The organism is Pseudomonas sp. MPC6, assembly GCF_006094435.1.
Lineage (GTDB): Bacteria > Pseudomonadota > Gammaproteobacteria > Pseudomonadales > Pseudomonadaceae > Aquipseudomonas.
In genome coordinates, this window is the sequence record NZ_CP034783.1 from 5,172,913 (window position 1) to 5,195,740 (window position 22,828).

The 22,828-nt window shown below is 61.1% G+C and carries 24 protein-coding genes; all 24 read right to left on the minus strand.

Features of this window, described 5'->3' with window-relative positions; translation table 11 throughout:
* Window position 1: 1 nt before the first annotated feature.
* Window positions 2-271, minus strand: a complete 270-nt coding sequence (gene fliQ, locus ELQ88_RS25880; RefSeq protein WP_007948918.1) for a flagellar biosynthesis protein FliQ — start codon at window positions 269-271, stop codon at window positions 2-4.
* On the minus strand, window positions 268-1,026 hold the full coding sequence (gene fliP, locus ELQ88_RS25885) for a flagellar type III secretion system pore protein FliP (protein WP_128869730.1): 759 nt from the start codon (window positions 1,024-1,026) through the stop codon (window positions 268-270). Before fliP ends, fliQ begins: the two co-directional genes overlap by 4 nt.
* A complete protein-coding gene (gene fliO, locus ELQ88_RS25890; protein WP_138968609.1) occupies window positions 1,026-1,478 on the minus strand; it encodes a flagellar biosynthetic protein FliO in 453 nt (150 codons plus the stop codon). The genes fliP and fliO overlap by 1 nt, the downstream gene beginning before the upstream one ends.
* The gene (gene fliN / locus ELQ88_RS25895; RefSeq protein ID WP_128869728.1) at window positions 1,479-1,934 is read right to left on the minus strand and encodes a flagellar motor switch protein FliN; all 456 of its coding nucleotides are present in this window, start codon (window positions 1,932-1,934) and stop codon (window positions 1,479-1,481) included.
* A 69-nt stretch (window positions 1,935-2,003) separates the two neighbouring features.
* Complete coding sequence (gene fliM, locus ELQ88_RS25900; RefSeq protein ID WP_138968611.1) at window positions 2,004-2,972, minus strand: flagellar motor switch protein FliM; 969 nt, start codon at window positions 2,970-2,972, stop codon at window positions 2,004-2,006.
* A 9-nt stretch (window positions 2,973-2,981) separates the two neighbouring features.
* The gene (fliL, locus tag ELQ88_RS25905; protein WP_128869727.1) at window positions 2,982-3,482 is read right to left on the minus strand and encodes a flagellar basal body-associated protein FliL; all 501 of its coding nucleotides are present in this window, start codon (window positions 3,480-3,482) and stop codon (window positions 2,982-2,984) included.
* Window positions 3,483-3,728: 246 nt separating this feature from the next.
* Window positions 3,729-5,036, minus strand: coding sequence for a flagellar hook-length control protein FliK (locus ELQ88_RS25910; RefSeq protein ID WP_138968613.1), 1,308 nt, complete (start codon window positions 5,034-5,036; stop codon window positions 3,729-3,731).
* Between the two features lie 106 nt (window positions 5,037-5,142).
* Window positions 5,143-5,490 (minus strand): Hpt domain-containing protein, encoded by a 348-nt coding sequence (locus tag ELQ88_RS25915; RefSeq protein WP_138968615.1) that lies wholly within the window; start codon window positions 5,488-5,490, stop codon window positions 5,143-5,145.
* A 30-nt stretch (window positions 5,491-5,520) separates the two neighbouring features.
* Window positions 5,521-7,227, minus strand: a complete 1,707-nt coding sequence (locus tag ELQ88_RS25920; RefSeq protein ID WP_138968617.1) for a fused response regulator/phosphatase — start codon at window positions 7,225-7,227, stop codon at window positions 5,521-5,523.
* Between the two features lie 5 nt (window positions 7,228-7,232).
* On the minus strand, window positions 7,233-7,532 hold the full coding sequence (locus ELQ88_RS25925) for an STAS domain-containing protein (protein WP_138968619.1): 300 nt from the start codon (window positions 7,530-7,532) through the stop codon (window positions 7,233-7,235).
* Between the two features lie 102 nt (window positions 7,533-7,634).
* On the minus strand, window positions 7,635-8,084 hold the full coding sequence (gene fliJ / locus ELQ88_RS25930) for a flagellar export protein FliJ (protein ID WP_128869447.1): 450 nt from the start codon (window positions 8,082-8,084) through the stop codon (window positions 7,635-7,637).
* 6 nt (window positions 8,085-8,090) lie between these two features.
* A complete protein-coding gene (gene fliI, locus ELQ88_RS25935) occupies window positions 8,091-9,449 on the minus strand; it encodes a flagellar protein export ATPase FliI (RefSeq protein WP_128869448.1) in 1,359 nt (452 codons plus the stop codon).
* The gene (fliH, locus tag ELQ88_RS25940) at window positions 9,439-10,239 is read right to left on the minus strand and encodes a flagellar assembly protein FliH (protein WP_138968620.1); all 801 of its coding nucleotides are present in this window, start codon (window positions 10,237-10,239) and stop codon (window positions 9,439-9,441) included. Before fliH ends, fliI begins: the two co-directional genes overlap by 11 nt.
* Window positions 10,240-10,246: 7 nt before the next feature.
* A complete protein-coding gene (gene fliG, locus ELQ88_RS25945; RefSeq protein WP_128869450.1) occupies window positions 10,247-11,263 on the minus strand; it encodes a flagellar motor switch protein FliG in 1,017 nt (338 codons plus the stop codon).
* Window positions 11,256-13,043, minus strand: coding sequence for a flagellar basal-body MS-ring/collar protein FliF (gene fliF / locus ELQ88_RS25950; protein WP_138968622.1), 1,788 nt, complete (start codon window positions 13,041-13,043; stop codon window positions 11,256-11,258). Before fliF ends, fliG begins: the two co-directional genes overlap by 8 nt.
* 15 nt (window positions 13,044-13,058) lie before the next feature.
* A complete protein-coding gene (gene fliE / locus ELQ88_RS25955) occupies window positions 13,059-13,388 on the minus strand; it encodes a flagellar hook-basal body complex protein FliE (protein ID WP_128869452.1) in 330 nt (109 codons plus the stop codon).
* A gap of 422 nt (window positions 13,389-13,810) precedes the next feature.
* Window positions 13,811-15,196 (minus strand): sigma-54-dependent response regulator transcription factor FleR, encoded by a 1,386-nt coding sequence (gene fleR / locus ELQ88_RS25960; RefSeq protein WP_138969583.1) that lies wholly within the window; start codon window positions 15,194-15,196, stop codon window positions 13,811-13,813.
* A 5-nt stretch (window positions 15,197-15,201) separates the two neighbouring features.
* A complete protein-coding gene (locus tag ELQ88_RS25965; RefSeq protein ID WP_138968624.1) occupies window positions 15,202-16,425 on the minus strand; it encodes an ATP-binding protein in 1,224 nt (407 codons plus the stop codon).
* A gap of 411 nt (window positions 16,426-16,836) precedes the next feature.
* Window positions 16,837-18,312 carry a sigma-54 dependent transcriptional regulator gene (locus tag ELQ88_RS25970; RefSeq protein ID WP_128871727.1) on the minus strand — a complete coding sequence of 492 codons (1,476 nt, stop codon included), beginning with the start codon at window positions 18,310-18,312 and terminating at the stop codon, window positions 16,837-16,839.
* Window positions 18,313-18,482: 170 nt separating this feature from the next.
* The gene (fliT, locus tag ELQ88_RS25975) at window positions 18,483-18,779 is read right to left on the minus strand and encodes a flagellar protein FliT (RefSeq protein ID WP_138968626.1); all 297 of its coding nucleotides are present in this window, start codon (window positions 18,777-18,779) and stop codon (window positions 18,483-18,485) included.
* Window positions 18,780-18,801: 22 nt separating this feature from the next.
* Window positions 18,802-19,194 carry a flagellar export chaperone FliS gene (gene fliS / locus ELQ88_RS25980; RefSeq protein WP_138968628.1) on the minus strand — a complete coding sequence of 131 codons (393 nt, stop codon included), beginning with the start codon at window positions 19,192-19,194 and terminating at the stop codon, window positions 18,802-18,804.
* 152 nt (window positions 19,195-19,346) lie between these two features.
* Entirely contained in the window at window positions 19,347-20,732 is a 1,386-nt protein-coding gene (gene fliD, locus ELQ88_RS25985) for a flagellar filament capping protein FliD (protein WP_138968630.1), read from the minus strand.
* A gap of 82 nt (window positions 20,733-20,814) precedes the next feature.
* Window positions 20,815-21,174, minus strand: a complete 360-nt coding sequence (locus ELQ88_RS25990) for a flagellar protein FlaG (protein WP_138968632.1) — start codon at window positions 21,172-21,174, stop codon at window positions 20,815-20,817.
* Window positions 21,175-21,249: 75 nt separating this feature from the next.
* Window positions 21,250-22,746, minus strand: a complete 1,497-nt coding sequence (locus ELQ88_RS25995) for a flagellin (protein ID WP_138968634.1) — start codon at window positions 22,744-22,746, stop codon at window positions 21,250-21,252.
* Between the last annotated feature and the right edge of the window lie 82 nt (window positions 22,747-22,828).

Consider the following 22,828-nt stretch of genomic DNA (forward strand, 5'->3'; position numbering starts at 1 on the left):
TCTAGCCGATGACCTGGGGAATACTGCCGTACAACTGCAGGATGTATTCCATGAAGGTCTGCACCAGCCACGGGCCGGCGACGATCAGCGTCACCAGCATCACCAGCAGGCGCGGCAAAAAGCTCAGGGTCTGTTCGTTGATCTGGGTGGCGGCCTGGAACATCGCCACCAGCAGGCCCACCAGCAGACTCGGGATCACCAGCACGGCCACCATCATGGTGGTCAGCCACAGCGCTTCGCGGAAGATGTCGACCGCCACTTCCGGGGTCATGGCGACACACCGCCGAAGCTGCTGGCCAAGGTGCCGATGATCAACGCCCAGCCATCCACCAGCACGAACAACATGATCTTGAACGGCAGGGAAATGATCAGCGGCGACAGCATCATCATGCCCATGGCCATCAACACACTGGCCACGACCAGGTCGATGATCAGGAAAGGAATGAAGATCATGAAGCCGATCTGGAACGCGGTTTTCAGCTCAGAGGTGACAAAGGCCGGCACCAGAATGGTCAACGGCGCCTGATCCGGCGAAGCGATGTCGGTGCGCTTGGACAGGCGCATGAACAGCTCCAGATCGCTGCTGCGGGTCTGGGCCAGCATGAAGTCCTTGATCGGCACCTGGGCCTTGGCCACGGCATCCTGGGCCGAGAGTTTTTCCGCCAGGTAGGGTTGCAAGGCATCCTGATTCACCCGGTCGAACACCGGCGCCATGATGAACAGGGTCAGGAACAGCGCCATGCCCGTGAGGATCTGGTTCGACGGCGTCTGCTGCAGGCCCAGGGCCTGGCGCAGGATCGAGAAGACGATGATGATCCGGGTGAAACTGGTCATCAGCATGACGAACGCCGGGATGAAACTCAGCGCAGTCATGATCAGCAGGATCTGCAGGCTGACCGAGTATTCCTGGGCACCCTCGGCATTGGTGCCCAGGGTAATTGCCGAGATCGACAACGGGTCGGCGGCGAACGCCAGCGGCGCGGCCAGCATCAGGGCCAGCGTCAAGACGATACGTAACGCAGCCATTACTGCTTATCCTTCTGATCCTTGCCCATCAGCTCCATCAGGCGCAGGGCAAATTCGGGGGTGGTCTTCTCGGTGCTCGGCACCTGCACCGGCTCCTTGAGCACATGCAAGGCGGTGATGCTGCCGGGGCTGAGGCCGAGCAGAATCTGCTCGTTGCCGACCTGCACCAGCATCAGCCGGTCCCGCGGGCCGAGCGCGCGGGAACCGATCAGCTCGATCACCTGCCCCTTGCCGGCCGGCCCGGCCTGCTGCACCCGGCGCAGCAGCCAGGCGAGGAAGAAAATCAACCCCAGCACCAGCAGCAAGCCGAACACCAGCTGGGTCAATTGCCCGGCCACGCCGCTGCTGACCGCCGGTGCCGCCGTCGTGGCAGCCGCCACCGGCTCGGCCGCCAGCACATTGAACGGCAAGGCCAGCGCTGCCCCTAGAAGAACCCCAAGAACCTTTTTCACTCAGCGCAGCTTCTTGATGCGTTCGCTTGGGCTGATCACGTCGGTCAGGCGGATGCCGAACTTCTCGTTGACCACCACCACTTCGCCGTGGGCGATGAGCGTGCCGTTGACCAGGACGTCCAGCGGCTCACCGGCCAGGCGATCGAGCTCGATCACCGAACCCTGGTTGAGTTGCAGCAGGTTGCGGATGCTGATATCGGTGCTGCCGACTTCCATGGAGATCGACACCGGGATATCGAGGATCACGTCCAGGTTCGGACCGTCCAGGGTGACCGGATTGGTGTTTTTCGGCACGCCGCCGAACTCTTCCATCCGCAGGCGGTTGGACGACGAATTGACCGCATCGGCGGCCAGCAAGGCGTCGATGTCGTCCTGCCCGTCACCGGCTTCTTCGAGGGCCGCAGCCCATTCATCAGCCAGTGCCTGGTCGTCCTGGGTATGCATATCGTTAGCCATCATGTGTCCTCGGCGTGCACCCCTTTCAACGGGATGCCGTCAGTTAAAAGCGAATGTGCTGCGCGCCGGTCAACGGCGCTCGATCGGCTCGATCACCTGCAACGCGAGGTTGCCTTTGTGCGAGCCCATCTTGACCTTGAATGCAGGCACGCCGTTGGCGCGCATGATCATTTCTTCCGGCATCTCGACCGGGATGATGTCCCCCGGCTGCATGTGCAGGATGTCCCGCAGGCGCAACTGGCGACGGGCAACCGTGGCCCCGATCGGCACGTCGACATCCAGCACGTCCTGGCGCAGGGCGTTGACCCAGCGCTCGTCCTGATCGTCGAGGTCCGACTGGAAGCCGGCGTCGAGCATTTCGCGCACCGGCTCGATCATCGAATAGGGCATGGTCACGTGCAGGTCGCCGCCGCCGCCATCGAGTTCGATGTGGAAGGTCGACACCACCACGGCCTCGCTCGGGCCGACGATGTTGGCCATGGCCGGGTTCACTTCCGAGTTGATGTACTCGAAGTTGACTTCCATGATCGCCTGCCAGGCTTCCTTCAAATCGACGAAGGCCTGCTCGAGCACCATGCGCACCACGCGCAGTTCGGTTGGGGTGAACTCTCGCCCTTCGATCTTGGCGTGACGGCCGTCGCCGCCGAAGAAGTTATCCACCAGCTTGAACACCAGCTTGGCGTCGAGGATGAACAGCGCGGTGCCGCGCAACGGTTTGATCTTGACCAGGTTGAGGCTGGTCGGCACGTACAGCGAGTGCACGTATTCGCCGAACTTCGTCACCTGCACTCCACCGACGGCGACATCCGCCGAGCGGCGCAGCAGGTTGAACATGCTGATGCGGGTGTAGCGGGCGAAGCGTTCGTTGATCATCTCCAGGGTCGGCATGCGTCCACGGACGATGCGATCCTGGCTGGTCAGGTCATAGCTTTTGACGGTGCCGGGTTCGGCAGCGATATCGGCCTGTACCAGGCCATCGTCGACACCGTGCAACAGCGCGTCGATCTCATCCTGGGACAGCAGGTCCTGCACGGCCATGTCGTGTTCCTACTGCAGTACGAAATTAGTGAACAGCAATTGTTCGATGACCACTTTGCCGAGTTCTTTGTGCGCCACTTCCTGGACGCTGGCCGTGGCTTTCTGCCGCAACATTTCCTGGCCGACCGGCGAGGCCAGGGTGGCGAAGTCCTGCCCGGAGAACAGCATGACCAGGTTATTGCGGATCACCGGCATGTGCGCCTTGAGTGCTTCCAGATCGGCCTGGTCGCGGCCGAGCATGGTGATGCTCACCTGCATGTAGCGCTGACGGCCGTTCTGGTTGTAGTTGGCAATGAAGGCCGGCAGCAGGGGCACGAAAATCGCCGGCTGCTTGCCGCTGTCCACGGTTTGCGGCGCGGCGACCGGCGTGCTCCGGGGGCTGTGCATGAAGTACCAGGTGGCCCCCACGGACAAGCCGATCGCCAGCAGCAGGGCAACCACTGTCACGATGATCAGCTTGATCTTGCGTTTGGTTGCGGGGTCTTTAACCGCGTCTTCGCTATTCGCCATGCCAATAATCCGTCACTAATCGGGGTTTCACAGTTGCAGGCTTGGCAAGAGCAAGTGTTATGCCATGTAGGAGCTGGCTTGCCAGCGAAGGCGGCACGTCAGTCGATACGTGTATCAGCTGACACACCGCGCACGCCCCTGTAGGAGCTGGCTTGCCAGCGAAGGCGGTGTGTCAGTCGATAGATGTATTGGCTGGTATACCGTCTTCGCTGGCAAGCCAGCTCCTACAGGGGGGGGTGGGCTTGATCAGGCGTAGTAGTCGACTGCGCTGGAGCCGATGATGCTGGTCGTGCTGGCCGCCACTTCGGCGACTGTTGGCGCACGCTCGTCATCCATGGCATCGAGGCGACCATCGCTGGCGCCGGTCCGCCCGCCGTGACTTTGCCGGGCCTGGTCCTGCCCTTGCTGCGAACCACGGGACTGGTCGGACACGTTGACATCCACCTGGCCCATGCCCTGCTGCGCAAACATGTCGCGCAGGCGATGCATCTGCCCGTCGAGCGCTTCGCGGACGCTGGGATGCGCGCTCATGAAGGTGATCTGGGTCTGCTGGTCCGGCACCATGTTCACCCGAATGTCGAGGCGCCCGAGTTCGGCCGGTTGCAACTGGATGTCGGCCGCCTTGAGGTTGGCGCTGGACAGGTACATGACCCGGTTCACCACCTCTTCGGTCCAGCCACTTTGATGCAGGGCGATCGGCTGGTTCACCGGCAAGGCGTTAGCGGTTTTCGGCGTGGCCGCCTGGGTCAGCGCCGCCAGTCGGTTGGCGAAATCGTCGACCCGGGTATCGCTGCTGGCGGTCTTCAAGTCTTTCAAGCCGTCATCGAGCAGGCCGCTGAAGGTCTTGTCCCCGCCCTCGGTGCTGTCCTTTTCCGCCTGCACGTCCAGCATGCTCGCCGTGCCGGCGACCAGGTTTTGCGCCGCGGCGGGCTCGCCGTCAGCCTCGGCCGAGGCCGGCAGCGCTGGCGGCTTGGCCTGGCTCGAAGCGGAAACGTGCCCACCCTGCTCCATGGCCAGGCGCAAGGCTGGCAGGGCATCAAGGGGGTCGGCCTGGGGATCGAACGTGGCGTCGACGGGGGCGGCCGGAATCGTTGCCGCAACCACCGGCTGTTCGCCCAGGGGCGGCACGGCGTCTACCGCTGGCGGAGTTTGCGCGACAAGGGTCGGCCCTGCGGGATCGGCGGCTGGCTCGCCCGTCGCCTCGGCGACAGAGGCGTCAACGGCATCCGACCCCTCGTCGGCGATCGGGTCGTCGGCCGCCGGTTTATCGGCGGGCAAGGATTTGCCGCTATCGGCAACGGCCGGCTTCGCGGCGGCAGCCTTGTCGTGGCCGAGGTCCTTTTTACCCGGCCCTTCAGCGGCGGTGTCGCGCACGGGCTTGGCCGGCCCGTCGTTCCCTGCAGAACGTGGGTTGCGAGCCTGGTTGGCGTAGACATCGGCGAAGCTGGAGGCCTTGTCCGCGGGCTCGGCGACCTGCGCCGGTGGATTGGCGGATACCGCCTTGGCCTTGGTCTGGGCGGCGGCCTGCAGAAGCATATTGGGGGTCACGGGCATGAAACGGTCTCCGCCGCACTGGGATCGTAGGTACAGTTGACGGAGATCAAAGCAAGGGTCGCGCCAGGTTCAAGTGCGCGGTGCGAAAAGCGCCAACACAGTTGTCCTAGTCGGCAAGCGCGCGCTGACGTTCGGCCTCATACAGCGGACGGACCAGGGCGAATTCGCTGTCGATTTCGCCCACCAGTCCTTCAACGCCGGCGAGGCGTTTCTGCTTGGCGCATTGCTCCAGCTCATGGCACAACCGGGCCAGGCGAATGGCGCCCATGTTGCTGCTGCTGCCCTTGAAACTGTGGGCAGCATTCATCAGTTGCTGGGCATCGTCTGCCTTGTGCAACAGGACCAGGCGTTCTTCAGCGTCGGCGAGAAAGGTATCCAGCAACATCGGATACTCATCCTCCATGACTTCTTGCAACGCGCTCAGCACGTCGAAGTCCAGATGTGTGTCAGCCACTTGCTCACTCCTTGATCAAGAATGCGTGGATTATGCCAGAGCCTCCCAGAAAAATTCCACGCGGGCACTTCGACCCTCGTCGGACCAGTGGGCATTACGGCTCAATTGACGGATCAGGCCGATGCCACGTCCCGACAGACGGGCTCCATCAGCGGGCAGCTGCAGCACCCGATCGACATCAAACCCCTTGCCACTGTCTTCGACGCGAACCGTCAGGCAACCGCCCTTGCCCTGCGGTGTCACCTGCAGATGTATCCGGATGAAGCCACCCTGCAACTCATCCAGGCGAGTATTGCGCTGTTGATAATAGCGGGTAAAACCCGCGGCATCCCGTTTGAGGCTGGAATCCAGGCCCAGTACGCCATGCTCCAGGGCGTTGGAATAGAGTTCCGCCAGCACACTGTAGAGCGCCCCGCTTTGCGCCCGCAGCCCATGGACCTCCAGCAGCAACTGCAACAGATAAGGCAGCGGGTTGAAGCGCTTGAGCGTGGCCGCGCGAAACTCGAAACTCACCGACCAGTCCAGCGGGCAGGACTGGCCACTGTCGGAATATACCAACGCCGGCGGGCTGACCTGCTCCCCCTCCAGAAAGCTGACCTCGACCATGCTGACGTCGTCACGGGCTTCACCGCGAAATTCCCGCAGCGCCTGCTCGATCTCGGCGAACAACTCATCAGGCTGCCGATTGGCGGCAAACACCCGCTGCAGCCGCTCGACACCAAACAGTTGTTCGTTGGCATCGCAGGTTTCGACCACACCGTCGGATAACAGAAACACCCGATCGCCGACCGCCATCGGAAACACTTCGGTGCGATCGTCGAAGGCTTGCGGGCTCAGCACGCCCAGCGGCAAGTGCCGAGCCTGCAGCGGCGTGCGCTCACCCTTGGCGACGCTGTGCAGGTAACCATCCGGCATCCCGCCGTTCCACACCTCCACCGAACACCGCTGAAAACTCAGGCGCAGCAGCGTGGCACAGCAGAACATGCCCACCGGCAGGATGCGCTTGAGCTTGGCATTCATCTCGCGCAGGGTTTCGGCCAGGCCGTAACCCTTGGCCGTCATGCCATAGAAGACTTCAGCCAGGGGCATGGCCCCGACAGCCGCCGGTAAACCATGGCCGGTGAAGTCCCCGAGCAATACGTGCATGTCGCCGGCAGGCGTATACGCGGCCAGCAACAGATCGCCGTTGAACAGCGCGTAGGGCGATTGCAGGTAGTGGATATTCAGGGCATTCAGGCAACCGGAATGGGCCACCTTGTCGAATACGGCCTTGGCCACCCGCTGCTCGTTGAGCAGGTGCTGGTGGTGCCTGGCGATCTGGTCTCGCTGCTGCAACACGGTGGCCTGCAACCGGCGCAAGCGGTCCATCGCCTTGATTTTGGCGGCGAGGATCACCTGGTTGTAGGGCTTTGCCAGAAAGTCGTCGCCCCCGGCTTCCAGACAGCGCGCCAGGGCTTCGCTTTCGGTGAGCGATGTCAGAAAGATGATCGGCACCAGGGTTTCGCCGGCCAACGCCTTGATCTGCCGTGCCGCCTCGAAGCCGTCCATCACCGGCATCATCGCGTCCATCAACACCAGCTGCGGGCGTTGCTGACGGAACGCTTCGACCGCCTCGGCACCGTTGGCGGCCGTCAGCACCGCATGGCCCTGGCGCCGGACGATGCTCGACAGCAGCATGCGATCGGCCGCGCTGTCTTCGGCGATCAGGACCGTCAGTGATTCGAGCGGCGGCTGCATGCCGCTCAACTGATGTCGAACAGTTTGTCGAAATTGGAGATGGCGAGGATCTTCTTCACGTCGGAACTGCTGTTGACCACGCGAATGTCGGACTCGTCGCCACCGGCGTGATCGCGCAGCAAGAGCAACATGCCCAGGGCCGAACTGTCGAGGTAGGTGGCTTCTTTCAAGTCGACGACGACGGCGGAGAGTTCCTTGTCCTCGTAGGACTCACGAAATTCCTGATGCTTGGCGAAATCGAATCGTCCCTTGATCGATATCGTCAGCTTTTGTCCATCCGGGGATATTTCTGTAACGACTGACATGAACGGCTTCCTTGTCATTGGGGAACGTAGGTGTGGAAGGTTTAGCACTTGGCGGGGATGGGGGCAAGGCTGGTAGTGGTGGTGGGGCCGAGGACGCCTGATTCAATACGGATCCTGCCGCGGCAGCCGCTGCGACAATTCATCCAGCAGCTTCTGCTCGCGCTTGTCTTCCAGTCGTCGCGCCTCATCCATGTAACGCTGAACCAGTTTGCGCAAGCCTTCGACCCGGGCATACGCCTGCTGCCAGGTTTCCCGTGCCTTGTTCAGATTGTTCTGATGCCAGGTCAGGCTTTGTCGTTGCTGATCGATGGCCGTGCCCAGTTGCGCGAGGAAGCCTTGATACCCCAGCAACCATTGCCCGGAAACGCCGCTGCTGCCGCGCACGATCCATTGCTCCTGGTAGTCGAGCCGAAACGCTTCGAGGTCGGCGAGTTTGCTTTCGGCCAGGCGGACCTGCCCCTGGAAGTGCCCCAGGCGCTGGACCGCGGCTTTCTCGACCTTTTCCGCCATGTCCACCACCGGGGCCAGGCGGGCTGCGCGACTCTGGGCCATGGCCGGTTAGCCGCCGGCCGCAGGGGCAAAAATCGAACCCAGGTAGGCTTCGCTTTCACCCAGGCTGATGCTGTCGTTCAGGCCCTGGCGCTGGTATTTGACCAACTGCGGCTGCAGGGCAATCGCCAGGTCGGTTTCCCGGTCACCGCCGGCGACGTAGGCGCCGACGCTGATCAGGTCGCGACTCTGCTGATACCGCGACCACAATTGCTTGAAGTACTGGGCGCGGGCCATGTGTTCCTTCGACACCACCGACGGCATGACCCGGCTGATGGACGCTTCGATATCGATCGCCGGGTAGTGACCTTCCTCGGCCAGGCGCCGGGACAGCACGATGTGCCCGTCGAGCACGCCGCGCGCCGAGTCGGCAATCGGATCCTGCTGGTCGTCGCCTTCGGACAACACGGTGTAGAACGCGGTGATCGAACCGCCGCCCTTCTCGGCATTGCCCGCGCGCTCCACCAGTTTCGGCAACTTGGCGAACACCGACGGCGGATACCCCTTGGTCGCGGGCGGTTCGCCGATGGCCAGGGCGATTTCCCGCTGGGCCTGGGCGAAACGGGTCAGGGAGTCCATGAGCAACAGCACGTTCTTGCCCTTGTCGCGGAAATATTCGGCGATGCGCGTGCAGTACATGGCCGCGCGCAGACGCATCAGCGGCGCATCGTCCGCGGGCGATGCCACCACCACCGAACGCTTGAGGCCTTCTTCGCCGAGGATGTGCTCGATGAATTCCTTGACCTCACGCCCACGTTCGCCGATCAGCCCGACCACGATGATGTCGGCCTCGGTGAAGCGGGTCATCATGCCCAGCAGTACACTCTTGCCCACGCCGGTACCGGCGAACAACCCGAGGCGCTGGCCGCGACCGACCGTCAACAAGCCGTTGATGCAACGAATGCCCACGTCCAGCGGTTCGCTGATCGGTTCACGCTTGAGCGGGTTGATGGTCGGGCCGTCCATCGGCACCCAGTCTTCGGCCTTCATCCCGCCCTTCCCGTCCAACGCCCGACCGGCGCCATCGAGTACCCGCCCGAGCATGCTCATGCCCATCGGCAGGCGACCACTGTCCGCCAGCGGCACCACGCGCGCACCGGGGGCGATACCGGCGACGCTGCCGACCGGCATCAGAAAGATTTTGTTGCCGGAGAAGCCCATGACTTCGGCTTCGACCTGCACCGGGTGGTAACTGTCGTCGTTGATCACCATGCAGCGGCTGCCCATGGCGGCGCGCAAGCCTTCGGCTTCGAGGGTCAGGCCGACCATGCGCAGCAGGCGGCCTTCGAGGATCGGCGCGCCGGCCAGCGTGGTGGCCTCGGCGTAACTGCCCAGGCGCTTGGCAAAGCTGGTGCGGTCAAGGCGCATCGGGCACATCCGGTGCGGGGGCGGCTGGCGCTGTGTTGCCCGTCGGCAGCTCCAGGCTCAGGTCCGGCGCCGCCGGGTGCAGTACCTGTTCGTGCAGTTGATCGAACAGCTTGTCCATGACCCGCGTCACCCGGGTTTCAATCGACGCGTCAATGCGACTGTGCTCGGTCTCGACCCGGCACCCGCCCGGCAACAATGCCTCGTCCTCGACGATGCGCCAGGTTTCTTCATGACGCTCGCGCAGGGCTTTGACCTGGGCGAAATCTTGCGGATTGATGTACAGCCGCACGTTGCCCACGCCCAACGGCAACAGCTTGAGGGCATCGCGCATGACGTGTTCGATCTGTGTCGAGTCGATGGCCAGTTCGCGCTGGATCACCTGGCGGGTGATGTGCTGCACGAGGTCGACCAGGGACTTCTCGATCTCGGTGTCCTGCTCGGCAATCGGCTCCAACAGGTGGCCCATCAGCTTTTCCAGCGCGGCAAGTTTCGCCGCCAGCGCCACTTCGGCTTCCTGGCGGACCTTGAGCGTGGTGCTGTGGAAGCCCTCCCGCTCGCCGGTGGCGAAACCTTCGTTGTAGGCTTCCTGGCGAATGCTTTCGAGCTCTTCGAGGGTCAGCGGCTGGACTTCCTCCAGCGGCACTTCCTGCATGGCCGGCGGCTCGGGTTCAGGCTCCGGTTCGGGCTCGGGGACGTACGGATCGAAACTGGGCAACGACCAGATATCGACACCCCTGACGTCCTTGGCTCGGATCAGGTCGGTCTGGGACTCATCATGTTCAGTCGACATAGTGATGTCAGATCATCTCTTCGCCGCCCTTCCCGCCGAGAACGATTTCTCCGGCTTCGGCCATACGGCGGGCAATGGTGAGGATTTCTTTCTGCGCGGTTTCCACGTCGCTGACGCGCACCGGGCCCTTGGCCTCGAGGTCGTCGCGCAACAGTTCGGCCGCGCGCTTGGACATGTTCTTGAAGATCTTGTCCTTGACGTTTTCGTCCGAGCCCTTGAGGGCCAGCACCAGCACATCGGAGGACACTTCGCGCAGCAATGCCTGGATTCCGCGGTCGTCGACATCGGCCAGGTTGTTGAACACGAACATCAGGTCTTCGATCCGGCCGGACAGGTCTTCGTCGACTTCGCGGATCGAGTCCATCAACTGGCCTTCCACCGAGCTGTCGAGGAAGTTCATGATGTCGGCCGCGCGCTTGATGCCCCCCAGGTTGGTACGCGAGGCATTCGAGGCGCCGGAGAACTGCTTCTCGAGAATCTGGTTGAGCTCTTTCAGGGCGGCTGGCTGCACGGTGTTGAGCGCAGACACGCGCAAGATAATGTCCAGGCGCACCTTGTGGTCGAAATTGCCCAGCACCTCACCGGCCTGGTCCGGGTCGAGGTAGGCGACCACGATGGCCTGGATCTGCGGGTGCTCATAACGGATCACGTCGGCGACGGCACGCGGCTCCATCCATTTCAGGCTGTCAAGGCCACTGGTGTTGCCGCCCAGCAGGATGCGGTCGATCAGGCCGTTGGCCTTTTCTTCGCCCAGGGCCTGGGTCAGCATTTTGCGCACGTAGTCGTCGGAGCCGACGCCCAGGCTGGTCTGGTCGCCGACGATCTCGACGAACTCGCTCATCACCTGCTCGACCTGCTCGCGGTGCACGTTGCCCATCTGCGCCATGGCCACGCCCACGCGCTGCACCTCTTTCGGGCCCATGTGGCGCAACACCTGGGCGGCGTCGGTGGAGCCCAGGGACAGCAGCAGGATCGCGGCTTTGTCGACCTTGGACAGTTTGTCGGCAGCGGCTCTATCATTCATCTGCGTTAATCCACTCTTTCACGACCTGGGCCACACGACCCGGGTCTTCTGCCACCAGGCTCTTGATTGCATTCAACTGGGCGTCATAGCCTTCGCTCGGGCTTGGCAGCAGGATGCTGGTCGGCCCGCCAAGGCTGACGCGATCGTTGGCCAGTTCGCCATCCAGACCGCCCATGCCACCCAATTCGACATCGTTGCCGACGCCGACCAGCTGCCGGCCTTTACCGCCGTTGGTGATGTTGTTGAGCACCGGACGCAGCACACCGAACACCAGCACCAGGATGAACAGGATGCCCAGCACTTGCTTGACCACATCCCAGAACCACGGCTGGGAGTAGAACGGCACATCGGCAATCACTTCGGCACGTTCGGCGGAGAACGGCATGTTGATCACGCTGACGCTGTCGCCACGGCTGGCGTCGAAACCGACGGCGTCCTGCACCAGACGGGTGAAGCGCGACAATTCATCGGCGGTCCACGGCGCGCGGGTGGTTTCACCGTTGGCCGGGTTGATCCGGACCTGATCGTCCACCACCACCGACACCGACAGGCGATTCAACCGGCCCTGCTGCTGTTTGGTGTGGCTGATGGAACGGTCGAGCTCGAAGTTTTTGGTGGACTGCGAGCGCTTGTCCGCCGGGTACGGGGCGAGCATCGGCTGGCCGGTGGCCGGGTCCATGATTTGCTGACCGTTGGCGTCCAGCAGCGGCTGCCCAGGCTGGACCATGCCGGCCGACGCGGTGCCGCCACCGGTGGTTGCAGGCGCGGACGCCGGCGATGGCGGCTGGTTGCTCAGGGCACCCGGCACGCCTTGCGGGCCATTGCTGGTAGTGCGTTGTTCGTTCACCGATTGTTCGCTGCGCAACGCCGGCTGGTCCGGGTTGAACTGCTCGGAGGTCGATTCGACGGCACTGAAATCCACATCGGCCGAGACTTCGGCCTTGTAGCGATCGTTGCCCAGCACCGGTTGCAGGATGTTATGCACGCGCTGGGTGAGCATGCTTTCCATGCGGCGGCTGTAGTCGAACTGTTTGCCGGCCATGGTCAGCTCGGAATTTTCCGCCTGATCGGACAGCAGGTTGCCCTTCTGATCGACCACGGTGACCTGGGATTTGCTCAGTTCAGGCACGCTGGTGGCGACCAGATTGATGATCGCCAAGACCTGGCCAGGTTCCAGGGAACGGCCGGAATACAGCTCGATCAGCACCGACGCGCTGGGCTTGCGCTCATCGCGCACGAACACCGAGCTTTTCGGAATGGCCAGGTGCACGCGGGCACCCTTGACGTTGTTCAGGCTGGAGATGGTCCGGGCCAGTTCGCCTTCGAGGCCGCGCCGATAGCGGGTCGCTTCCATGAACTGGCTGGTGCCCAGGCCCTGGTCCTTGTCGAGGATTTCAAAACCGATATTGCCGTCGCTGGGCGTGACACCCGCGCCCGCGAGCTTGAGGCGCGCGCGCGACAGGTCTTCGGCCTTGACCAGCAAGGCGCCGGAATTGGGTTCGACGGAGTAGGCGATATCGGCGGCCGCCAGGGTATCCATGACCTGCTTGGCGTCCATCCCGGCGAGGCTGCCATACAGCGGCCGGTAGTCCGGTTGCTGGGACCACAACACCACGGCAAAGCCAATCGCCACGCTCGCCGCCAGACCGACCAACAGGCCCACCTGACGCAGCATGGTCATCTCGGAGAGATTTTCCAGAAAGGACAAGCCGAACAGCGGCGCTTTGCCGCCTATCGGAGTGGCCCTGGCCGGAACGTTATCAGCGCCTGGTTCTGCCATGACTCAATACCGCCCTTAAACCGGCATCTGCATGATGTCTTGGTAAGCCTGAACCAGCTTGTTACGGACTTGGGTGATCGCCTGGAACGACACACCGGCTTTTTCCTTGGCAATCATCACGTCGGTCAGATCGACACCGCTTTTGCCGATCTCGAACGCCGTGGACAACTGGCTGGAGGCCTGCTGGGTTTCGTTCACTTTATTGACGGCCTGACCGAGCATGTCGGCAAAGCTGCTGCCCGGCAGTTGCGGGACGGCAGCCGTCGGTTTCGACGCAGACATGGCATCCATTTGCATGGCCCGCATGTCCAGCATCAACCGATTGAATTCAATACCTTGGCTCATCGTCTACTCTCTTTGGCGACCCGCAATTTTTTGACGCTCACTCAGCGGGTAGTCAGGTGTTAGCAACAAGGGTGCCAGCTTCTCTGTAGGAGCTGGCTTGCCAGCGAAGACGACATGTCAGTCACTACATAAATCGCCTGACACACCGCTACCCCTGTAGGAGCTGGCTTGCCAGCGAAGACGGCCTATCGGCCAATACATGTATCGCCTGACACACCGCTACCCCCCCTGTAGGAGCTGGCTTGCCAGCGAAGACGGTCTATCGGCCAATACATGTATCGCCTGACACACCGCTACCCCCCCTGTAGGAGCTGGCTTGCCAGCGAAGACGGTCTATCGGCCAATACATGTATCGCCTGACACACCGCCTTCGCTGGCAAGCCAGCTCCTACAGGGGTTGTGTTGCGGCGGGATGGGGTGGATCAGGTGGCGAACAGGCAGGCTTCGACGTCCATCCCGGCATCACGCATCTGCGCCAGCTTGTAACGCAAGGTGCGCGGACTGATGCCCAGGCGTTCGGCGGCTTCCTTGCGTCGGCCACGCTCGGCACGCAAGGTATCGATGATCATCTGGAACTCCCGGCGCCGCAGATCATCGCCCAAGGCCCCGGTAGAATCCGCTTCGACCTCCACCGCGCGCACCGTAGCCGGCGCCAGGGCCGGCAACGGCGCACAGGCCACCGGCCCCGTCAGGCAAAAATCCTGAGGCTGAATCAACCCGCCCTGCTGCAGAATCAGCGCGCGCTGAATCGCATTATCCAGCTCACGCACATTGCCGGGCCATGGATACCCGATCAGACACGCCTGCGCCTCGGGCGATAGACGTGCCGCGGCATGCTTCATCTTGTGCACGTGCTTGGCCAGCAAACGCTCGGCCAGCGGCAGGATATCCGCAGTACGCTCGCGCAACGGACGCCAGGCCAGCGGAAACACCGACAGCCGATAATACAGGTCCTCACGAAACCGCCCCGCCGCCACTTCAGCGGCCAGGTCACGGTTGGTGGTGGCAACCACGCGAATATCCAGAATGATCGGCTTGCGCGCCCCCACCCGCTCGACCTCCCGCTCTTGCAACACCCGCAACAGCTTGGCCTGCAGGCCCAGGGGCATTTCGGAAATTTCGTCAAGCAGGATGGTCCCGCCGTCCGCCTGCTCGAACTTGCCGGCCTGCGCCGCGATGGCACCGGTGAACGAACCCTTCTCGTGACCGAATAGCGTGGCCTCGAGCATGTTGTCGGGAATGGCTGCGCAATTGATCGCAATAAACGGCTGACTGGCGCGCCGGGAGTGCTGGTGGATGTAGCGCGCCAGCACTTCCTTGCCGGTCCCGGACTCCCCGGAGATCAGCACCGTGGAGTCACTGCGCGCGACCCGCGCGGCCAATTCCAGCAACTGTGCGCTGGCCGGCTCGAACGCGATCGGCCCCTCGCCTTCGCTCGCGCCGAGACTGCCAAGCGCATGCCGCGCCACCAGGTCGAGCAAGGTTTTGGGTTCGAACGGTTTGACCAGGTAATCCGCCGCGCCCTGACGCATCGCATCGACCGCCCGCTCCACCGCGCCGTGGGCCGTCATCAACAACACCGGCAATTGCGGCTGGCGCGCCCGCAGCAAGCCGAGCAGTTGATGGCCATCCATGCCCGGCATGTTGACGTCGCTGAGCACCAGATTGAACGCCTCGACGCTGACGGCGGCCAGCGCCTCCTCCGCCGACCCCACCGCGGTGTAAGCGTGACCGCCGAGCAACAGCGTATCCGCCAAGGCTTCGCGCAACGCGCGGTCGTCCTCGACCAGCAACACCTTGATCGCCATGTTGTTCATTGCCCCCCCTGAACGCGGGGTTTATCCGCCGAGAAAAGCGGCAGGCTCACCAGCGCGCAGGTGCCACGACCCAGCCGCGAGCGCAGCTGCAATTCGCCCTGGTGGGCCCGCGCCACCGCCTTGACCACGGTCAGGCCGAGGCCGGTGCCAGTGGCCTTGGTGGTGAAAAACGGCTCGCCCAGGCGGGCCAGCACCTGGCTGTCGATGCCACTGCCGCTGTCACTGACCGCTACGCGCAAGCAGTTGTCGCGGCTATACAGATGGACCTTCAAACGCACGTCACCGGCACTGGCCTGAATCGCGTTTTCGATCAGGTTGAGGATGGCGCCGACCAGGGTGTCGCGATTGCACAGCAGCTCGCCCGAATGGCTGTCGCACTGCCAACGGATCGGCAACCCCTGCACCTGGGTCAGCGCCGCCGCCTGCAGCGACTGCAAGAGCATTTTCGGGGTGATGCGATCGGTCAGCGGCAGCTCGCCGCGGGCGAACACCAGCATGTCGCGCACCTGATGCTCGAGCTCGTGCAAACGCTCCTTGAGGCGCCCGGCAAACCGTTGCTGGGTCTCGACCGGCAGCGTCTGCTCAGTCAAATGACTGGCGTAGAGCAAGGCCGCGGACAACGGCGTGCGAATCTGATGGGCCAGCGAGGCGACCATGCGCCCCAGGGACGACAGGCGTTCGTGGCGCGCCAGTTGATCCTGCAGGTGCCGGGTTTCAGTCAGGTCGTTGAGCAACACCAACTGCCCCGGCTCGGCATCCAGCGAGCGCGTGGCGATCGACAGGCGCCGGCCATCCTTCAGGGAGATTTCATGGCCATCGTCCTCCCGGGGCGCGAAGCAGCGGGCAATGACCTGCCGCCACAGCTCGCCTTCGAGGGGCAACCCCAGCAACTCGCAGGCCGCGGGATTGGCTTCGCGCACGATGCCCTGCGCATCGATAACGATGACGCCGCCGGGCAACAGATCGAGGAGGTTTTGCAGGCGGTTGGCCAGGCGTTCTTTTTCCGCCAGTTCCTGCATGCGCTGGGCGCTGACCACTTCCAGCTCACCCTTGAGCTCGGTGACCCGGGCTTCGAGCATGCTGTAGGAGTCAGTCAATTGACTCGACATCTGGTTGAACAGCGCAAACGACTGCTCAAGGCCCAGCCGGCTGGCCTGCTCTACGGACGACGGGGACCCCGAAGCGTCAGGGACAGGAGACAACTGGGCGGCTTGGGGCATCGTGTGCTCACTCGCTGGGCTGACCGTCAGTTAAACGGAAGGTTGCGAGAGCTATAGCAATACCCGTGCCTGAAAACAGTTAAGGAAACTGTAGGAGCTGGCTTGTCCGATCGCCGCACCGCTGCGAAGGCGGCGTGTCAGGCGATACATAAACCGGCTGCTGCATCGCGCACGTGTAGGCGCTGGCTTGCCAGCGAAAGCGGTCTATCGGCCAATACATGTGTTGACTGACATACCGCCTTCGCTGGCAAGCCAGCTCCTACAGTTGATTTTCAGCGAACATAAAATCGCTAAACAACACCAATCCCCTGTAGGAGCCGGCTTGCCGGCGAAGGCGTCATCACCGCCGCCACAAGACTAGCGGCCGCCTTCGCTGGCAAGCCAGCTCCTACAGGGGGGGCAGAACAGGCGTCAATCCTCCGCCTGTTCATCACCCTCGCGCCGGCTCATGCCGTACTTGCGCATCTTCTCCACCAGGGTGGTGCGACGAATACGCAGGCGTTCCGCGGCGCGCGCCACGATGCCATTGGCATCATCCAGCGCCTGCTGAATCAGCCCCTGCTCCAGACCACCCAGGTAGTCCTTCAGGTCCAGGCCTTCCGGCGGCAGCAGCGCGTTGGCGCTGAAGTCCGGGGTATGGCCGTTGATGGCCACCCGCTCTTCGAGATCGCTGCGCAGGCTGTCGACCAGTTGCTCGTCTTCATCGTCCACGTAGCGGAATTTCTTCGGCAGCTCGACCACGCCGATCACCCCGTAGGGATGCATGATCGCCATGCGCTCCACCAGGTTGGCCAGCTCACGGACGTTGCCCGGCCAGCCGTGACGGCACAGCGACATGATCGCCGCGGAGTTGAAACGGATCGAACCGCGCTTCTCGTGCTCCATGCGCGAGATCAGCTCGTTCATCAGCAGCGGGATGTCTTCGACACGCTCGCGCAGCGGCGCCATTTCGATCGGGAACACGTTCAAGCGGTAATACAGGTCTTCGCGGAACGAGCCGATCTCGATCATGCTTTCGAGATTCTTGTGGGTCGCCGCGATGATGCGCACATCGACGCTCTGGGTCTTGTTGCTGCCCACGCGCTCGAAGGTGCGCTCCTGCAACACGCGCAACAGCTTGACCTGCATCGGCAGCGGCATGTCGCCGATTTCATCGAGAAACAGGGTGCCGCCATTGGCCAGCTCAAAGCGCCCGGCCCGGCTGGTGATGGCCCCGGTAAAGGCGCCCTTCTCATGCCCGAACAGTTCGCTTTCCAGCAACTCGGCCGGAATCGCCCCGCAGTTAACGGGCACGAACGGCGCGTCACGCCGCTTGGAATGGTAGTGCAGGTTACGCGCGACCACTTCCTTGCCGGTGCCGGACTCACCGAGAATCAGCACGCTGGCATCGGTGTCGGCGACCTGCTGCATCATCTGCCGCACGTGCTGAATCGCCCGGCTGGTGCCGACCAGACTGCGGAAAAGATTGGGTTCACGATGCCGACCGCGCTCGCGCGCCTGATCATACATCTCGCGATAGACCTGGGCACGGTGCAACGAGTCGAGCAATTTGCTGTAGCTGGGGGGCATTTCCAGGGTCGACAGCACGCGGCGACGCATGTCTTCCGGCAAGTCTGCGGAAGAATTATCGCCCATCAACAACACCGGAAGGAACTCATCCCAGGTCGAGAGTGTCTTTAACAGGGCCAGAAGTGCGCCAGGCGCACTGACCGTGCCGATGAGGACACAGATTACTTCACGACTTGACGACAACGAGCCGACCGCCTGCTGCCAGTCATGGCTGCCGCAGGGTAAATTTTCTTCGCCAAGAAAATTCAAAATCACCGCCAGATCCCGGCGGCGAACGCTATCGTCATCGATCAGCAGAATTTTGGTTTCACGCCACATGCAATAGCTACTTCCCTAGTCAACCCGGTGCCCGAAATCAGTGGGCAAGCCAGACGCACGCAGACAGAAAAGCCTGTACACGCCTGAAATCTGGAAACAGCCACTAGTTAAGTCAAAAAACCGTGAACAGTCAAATTTATGGCGCAGTACAATTTGGACTAGTCGGTTTTTCAACCGAACAGATGGTAAACCTTTGCCGCGTTCTTCGCTTGGGTCATCTGGGACATTTCGTCGACTATCGATTGGCGCTCGCCGGTCGTAACTTGTAACAATTCCTGGTAAACAATCAGCAGGCTCTCCAGCTTCTCCCGCACAGCCTTCTCATCCAGTGGCGCCTCGCTCAGCACTTCATCGATGCAGACGCGGCACGTCTCGTCCAGCTTGCCAATCGCATCCCAATCCCGTTCGCTCAAAGCGCTGACCAGGGCTTCACGGGTATCATCAATTCGTTGCAGTGCATGGCTCATGACATCATCCTCGGCCGCAGGCCTATTCAGCTTTACCAATTGCATCCCAGCCACTTTTGACAGTGACCAGCAATCCCAGTACCTCATCCATGATCGTGACGTCGTTCTTGACGTTGGCTTCCATCAAGCGATTGGTCATGTACACATAGAGGCTTTCCAGTTGCTGCACGTACGCCGGGTCTTCGCTTTTCTCGGCATCCAGGCCGTCACGCAGACCAATGATGATGTCGATCGCTTTACCCAGCATCAGGCCTTTTCCCGCGATATCACCCCGAGCCAGGGCGCCCTTGGCCTGGGCGATGCGATCCAGCCCGCCTTCCATCAGCATCTGCACCAGGCGATGGGGATTGGCTTCCGAGATCTGCGCATGGGAATTGACCTTCTGGTATTGGCGAAGGGCTCTCATGGGATTCATGTTTCTACCTCGTGACAGACAACAGCTTGAATAGGTGTGCTCTGATCTTTATGTCGACTGGTCGACAGAAAACTTTAATGCGGGGTTCATTCCCAAGAAAAAACATAGGCGCTGTTCTAACAGCGAGCCCGGAGGTTTAAGCCTGACTTGGATCAGTTGTCTTTCGGATTGTTGAGCGCGTTCAGCGTGGTCATGATGCTGTCGCTCTGGGCACGCAGCTTGGCGACCAGGGAGTCCATGGCGTTGTACTTAGCCGAGAGACTGCTCTGCAACAACGTCATGCGCTCATCCAGGGAGTCCTGCTGCTTTTTCAGGTCGTTCAGGCTATCGCTCAGCGATTTAGTACGCTCTGCCAGCGTTCCGGTACTCGCCTTGGCATAACCCTCCGTGGCAGTCGTCAGGCGCGCCAGCAGGCCAGTCTTGCCGTTAAAGATACTGCCGATGTCCGCCGAGTTGGTGGTCATCGCCTTGTCCCATTTCTTGTCGTCAAGCGTCAGCAGGCCTGTTGTCGAATCGGTGCTGACACCAAACTGTGCCAAGGATTTCAGGGTGCCAGTACCGGACATTGCGTTCAACTCATTGCGGATCGAACTCATCAAAGTACGCATAGACGCATCACCCGTCAGCGCGCCCGCTGTCGGCGTGCCGTCCGCGTTCATGGTGACTTTGGTCTCCGCGCTGATCGCCTTCATCAGCGCATTATAGGTATCGACAAAACCTTTAACCCCGGACTTCATCACCGCGTTGTTGGTGCTCACGGCAATAGTGGTCGCTGTAGGATCGGTGGCACCCGCTGCCGTCGGCGAGACAGATATCAGCTTGATGCTCACGCCACTGACCGCTTCGGCAATCGTGTTCGTCCTGGATTCCATCGCGATTCCGTCGATGGTGTACTTGGCGTTCTTCGGCACCTCTACCACCGTTGAGCCGGTATTGATGCCGGAGTCGCCCGACATGGTCAGGTCCGAACCGACCCCGCCATTGGTAGAGGTCAGGACCAAGCGCGAACCCGTGGAGTCACTCAGGATGTTGGCGCTCAACCCTGCCGTGGAAAATTGAGTGTTGATCGAATCTCGCACTTGTTGCAGCGTCGCCCCTGGGGGCACGCTCAAGTCGTAGTTCTTGCCGGATTGCGTAATTGTCAATGTGGTTGGGTTGGCGCTGGCATTAACCACCGACGAGGCACCACCGGTAAAGTTTCTGGTGGATAACTTCGAAGCGCTGGCCAACTGCGAGACCACTAATCTGAAGGTGCCAGTGGAGGCGCCATTGCCCGCCGTCATCGTAGCGACTTTTTCGTCAGTCGAAGAACCCGTCAACCCGGTGAAGCTGCTGCCAGTACTCATTGTCGTCAAGGCGCCACGAAAGGCATCCAACGCCGCCTGGATTTTGCCGATAGACGATAGCGAGGTGGTTGCCTTGAGCGTTTGGGTGTTGATCTGTGCTTGCTTCGGCGCTTTTTCTGCGTCAACCAAGGACTTCACAATCGCTTGGGTATCGATGTTCGAACCAATACCGCTAACCGTTGAACCCGCCATCAACTTTCTCCTTATCCAGTGGCTGCCGCTTTCTTGACGAAGTGCGCCTCAAGCGCAGGACAGCAACAAAATTCATGCCAGCTCAGGCTTTGTCATCAAACAACAAACTGCCGGCCTGGCTCAGGCTTTGTGCCAGTTTCAGCGCAGTTTCCGACGGAATCTGGCGAATCACCTCACCGTTCTCGGTGGCAATGACCTTGACCACGACCCGGCCGCTGGAATCATCAATTGAAAAGTCCAGCTGGCGCTGGCTTGCTTGAACGAACTCGCGAATACCGGAGACGGCCTGTTCCAGTTCTTCACGCTTGGGTTCTGTGGCTGTCGTTTCTATCGCTTCGACTTTGGGCTTGGGCTTGGGCTTGTCCGTCAGATCGGCAAGAGCAGCCGGGCTTTGAGGTGCAAGTGCTGGATAAGACAAGTTCAACTTGACGCTCATATCCATGTCCGAATTTCCTCATCACGGAAAAGACGAAAGGGCACGTAAACGCGCCCTTCCGTCAGTGACCAAGCGCCTTTTTTACTGAAGCAGTTTCAGAACAGAGGATGGCAGTTGGTTCGCTTGCGACAGGATCGCGGTCGACGCCGATTGCAGGGTTTGTTGCTTGGTCAGCTCTGCAGTTTCAGCAGCAAAGTCCACATCTTGTATGGTGCTACGAGCAGCAGTTGAGTTCTTCTGGATGTTTTGCAGGTTGTCGGCAGTTGTGGTCAGACGGTTTTGGGTAGCACCCAAGTTCGAACGAGTACTGTCGATGGTGCCAATAGCCTTATCAATCACAGCTAGAGCGTTTTGTGCGTTAGTAGCGTCTGTTACATTGGTATCAGAAATCGAGGTTTTTTGGGAGGAGATAGAGGGACCGCCAAACAGATCACTGACGGCAGTGCCAGTATCACCATTTGCCAAAGAATAGCCTTTGGCAGAGTCCAGCGCAATCTGGCCAGTCACTGTAGCAACTGCATCAGCAGTACTGGAAAGCGCAGTAGGAGTTTCTAAGCCATCGACATCGGCAGAGTATTTGCCATCACCATTCTTGGAGTTGACAGAGATCGAATCAGCACCCGCGCCACTGGTAAACACCAGGTTTTCGCCGGAATCGGATTTGACTTCCAAGGTATTATTGAGTTCGTCGTAATTGACGCTAATGCCCAGTTTTGCAGCATTGGACTTCAACTGATCAGCCAAGCTTGCTGTTGTAGTGACACCTATGAAGCTGACCTCTTTACCATCGCCCACTGTCAATTTAAAGTTAGCCGGAACCCCAGCAACAGGGGTGGCGTTTAAAGGATCACCAAGAGTAACATCCTCATTTACAGTGAACTTCACTTCAGTGCTGGCGGCTGCACTCAAACCACCAATGGAACCATTGAGTTTGGCCGCGATATCTTTTGCTGAAGCACCAAGATCATAGTCGATAGTTTTAGTTTGACCGTTACCGGTTACAACGATGTTTCCAGCAGCAAGACCGTCTGCAGAAATTGCAACGGCGGAGCTTTTGACTTGCTGCGATCCAATCTTGTTGGCCGCTACGTTTTCCAGGCTCAGGTTGATGGTTTCATTAGCGTTGGCGCCAACTTGAATAGCCTTAGTACCGTACGAACCGTTAAGCAGCTTCTGGCCACCGAAAGTAGTGGTTTCAGCGATACGGGTCAATTCAGAAGTGAGCGCTTGGTACTCGTCATTGTTCGACTTACGGTCGTCAGCGCTCAAGGAGCCGGTAGCCGAGGACAGTGCCAGAGTACGCATTTTCTGCAGGATGTCGGTCGAAGCCTGCATCGCACCTTCAGCTGTTTGCGCGATGGAGATGCCATCGTTCACGTTCTTGACTGCTTGACCCAGGCCGTTGATCTGGCTGGTCAGACGGTTGGAGATCTGCAGGCCGGCAGCGTCGTCTTTAGCGCTGTTGATGCGCAGGCCAGAAGAAAGGCGCTGCATGGAAGTGGCCAGGGCGCCGCTGGCTTTGTTCAGGTTGCCCTGAGTGCTGACGGAGGCAATGTTGGTGTTAACAGATAAAGCCATGACGAAATCCTCACTGGATGGATACTGCGGCTTCCGGCCCTGGCAACCGCCGGGTGTGGCCTAGAGAACCTTCGTAATAGTT

What these genes read in the sequence shown, in the direction of transcription:
- fliP (WP_128869730.1), bottom strand. Translation starts at nt 1,026, where the DNA reads ATGGCTGCGTTACGTATCGTCTTGACGCTGGCCCTGATGCTGGCCGCG.
- fliM (WP_138968611.1), bottom strand. Translation starts at nt 2,972, where the DNA reads ATGGCCGTGCAGGACCTGCTGTCCCAGGATGAGATCGACGCGCTGTTG.
- ELQ88_RS25965 (WP_138968624.1), bottom strand. Translation starts at nt 16,425, where the DNA reads ATGCCCCAAGCCGCCCAGTTGTCTCCTGTCCCTGACGCTTCGGGGTCC.
- fliD (WP_138968630.1), bottom strand. Translation starts at nt 20,732, where the DNA reads ATGGCGGGTTCAACGGTTAGCGGTATTGGTTCGAACATCGATACCCAA.
- fliH (WP_138968620.1), bottom strand. Translation starts at nt 10,239, where the DNA reads ATGTCGACTGAACATGATGAGTCCCAGACCGACCTGATCCGAGCCAAG.
- fliI (WP_128869448.1), bottom strand. Translation starts at nt 9,449, where the DNA reads ATGCGCCTTGACCGCACCAGCTTTGCCAAGCGCCTGGGCAGTTACGCC.
- fliE (WP_128869452.1), bottom strand. Translation starts at nt 13,388, where the DNA reads ATGAGCCAAGGTATTGAATTCAATCGGTTGATGCTGGACATGCGGGCC.
- fliN (WP_128869728.1), bottom strand. Translation starts at nt 1,934, where the DNA reads ATGGCTAACGATATGCATACCCAGGACGACCAGGCACTGGCTGATGAA.
- fliS (WP_138968628.1), bottom strand. Translation starts at nt 19,194, where the DNA reads ATGAATCCCATGAGAGCCCTTCGCCAATACCAGAAGGTCAATTCCCAT.
- ELQ88_RS25910 (WP_138968613.1), bottom strand. Translation starts at nt 5,036, where the DNA reads ATGCCCGTGACCCCCAATATGCTTCTGCAGGCCGCCGCCCAGACCAAG.
- fliT (WP_138968626.1), bottom strand. Translation starts at nt 18,779, where the DNA reads ATGAGCCATGCACTGCAACGAATTGATGATACCCGTGAAGCCCTGGTC.
- fliQ (WP_007948918.1), bottom strand. Translation starts at nt 271, where the DNA reads ATGACCCCGGAAGTGGCGGTCGACATCTTCCGCGAAGCGCTGTGGCTG.
- ELQ88_RS25990 (WP_138968632.1), bottom strand. Translation starts at nt 21,174, where the DNA reads ATGGATATGAGCGTCAAGTTGAACTTGTCTTATCCAGCACTTGCACCT.
- ELQ88_RS25920 (WP_138968617.1), bottom strand. Translation starts at nt 7,227, where the DNA reads ATGCAGCCGCCGCTCGAATCACTGACGGTCCTGATCGCCGAAGACAGC.
- ELQ88_RS25970 (WP_128871727.1), bottom strand. Translation starts at nt 18,312, where the DNA reads ATGTGGCGTGAAACCAAAATTCTGCTGATCGATGACGATAGCGTTCGC.
- ELQ88_RS25925 (WP_138968619.1), bottom strand. Translation starts at nt 7,532, where the DNA reads ATGTCAGTCGTTACAGAAATATCCCCGGATGGACAAAAGCTGACGATA.
- fleR (WP_138969583.1), bottom strand. Translation starts at nt 15,196, where the DNA reads ATGGCGATCAAGGTGTTGCTGGTCGAGGACGACCGCGCGTTGCGCGAA.
- fliG (WP_128869450.1), bottom strand. Translation starts at nt 11,263, where the DNA reads ATGAATGATAGAGCCGCTGCCGACAAACTGTCCAAGGTCGACAAAGCC.
- fliJ (WP_128869447.1), bottom strand. Translation starts at nt 8,084, where the DNA reads ATGGCCCAGAGTCGCGCAGCCCGCCTGGCCCCGGTGGTGGACATGGCG.
- fliL (WP_128869727.1), bottom strand. Translation starts at nt 3,482, where the DNA reads ATGGCGAATAGCGAAGACGCGGTTAAAGACCCCGCAACCAAACGCAAG.
- ELQ88_RS25995 (WP_138968634.1), bottom strand. Translation starts at nt 22,746, where the DNA reads ATGGCTTTATCTGTTAACACCAACATTGCCTCCGTCAGCACTCAGGGC.
- fliF (WP_138968622.1), bottom strand. Translation starts at nt 13,043, where the DNA reads ATGGCAGAACCAGGCGCTGATAACGTTCCGGCCAGGGCCACTCCGATA.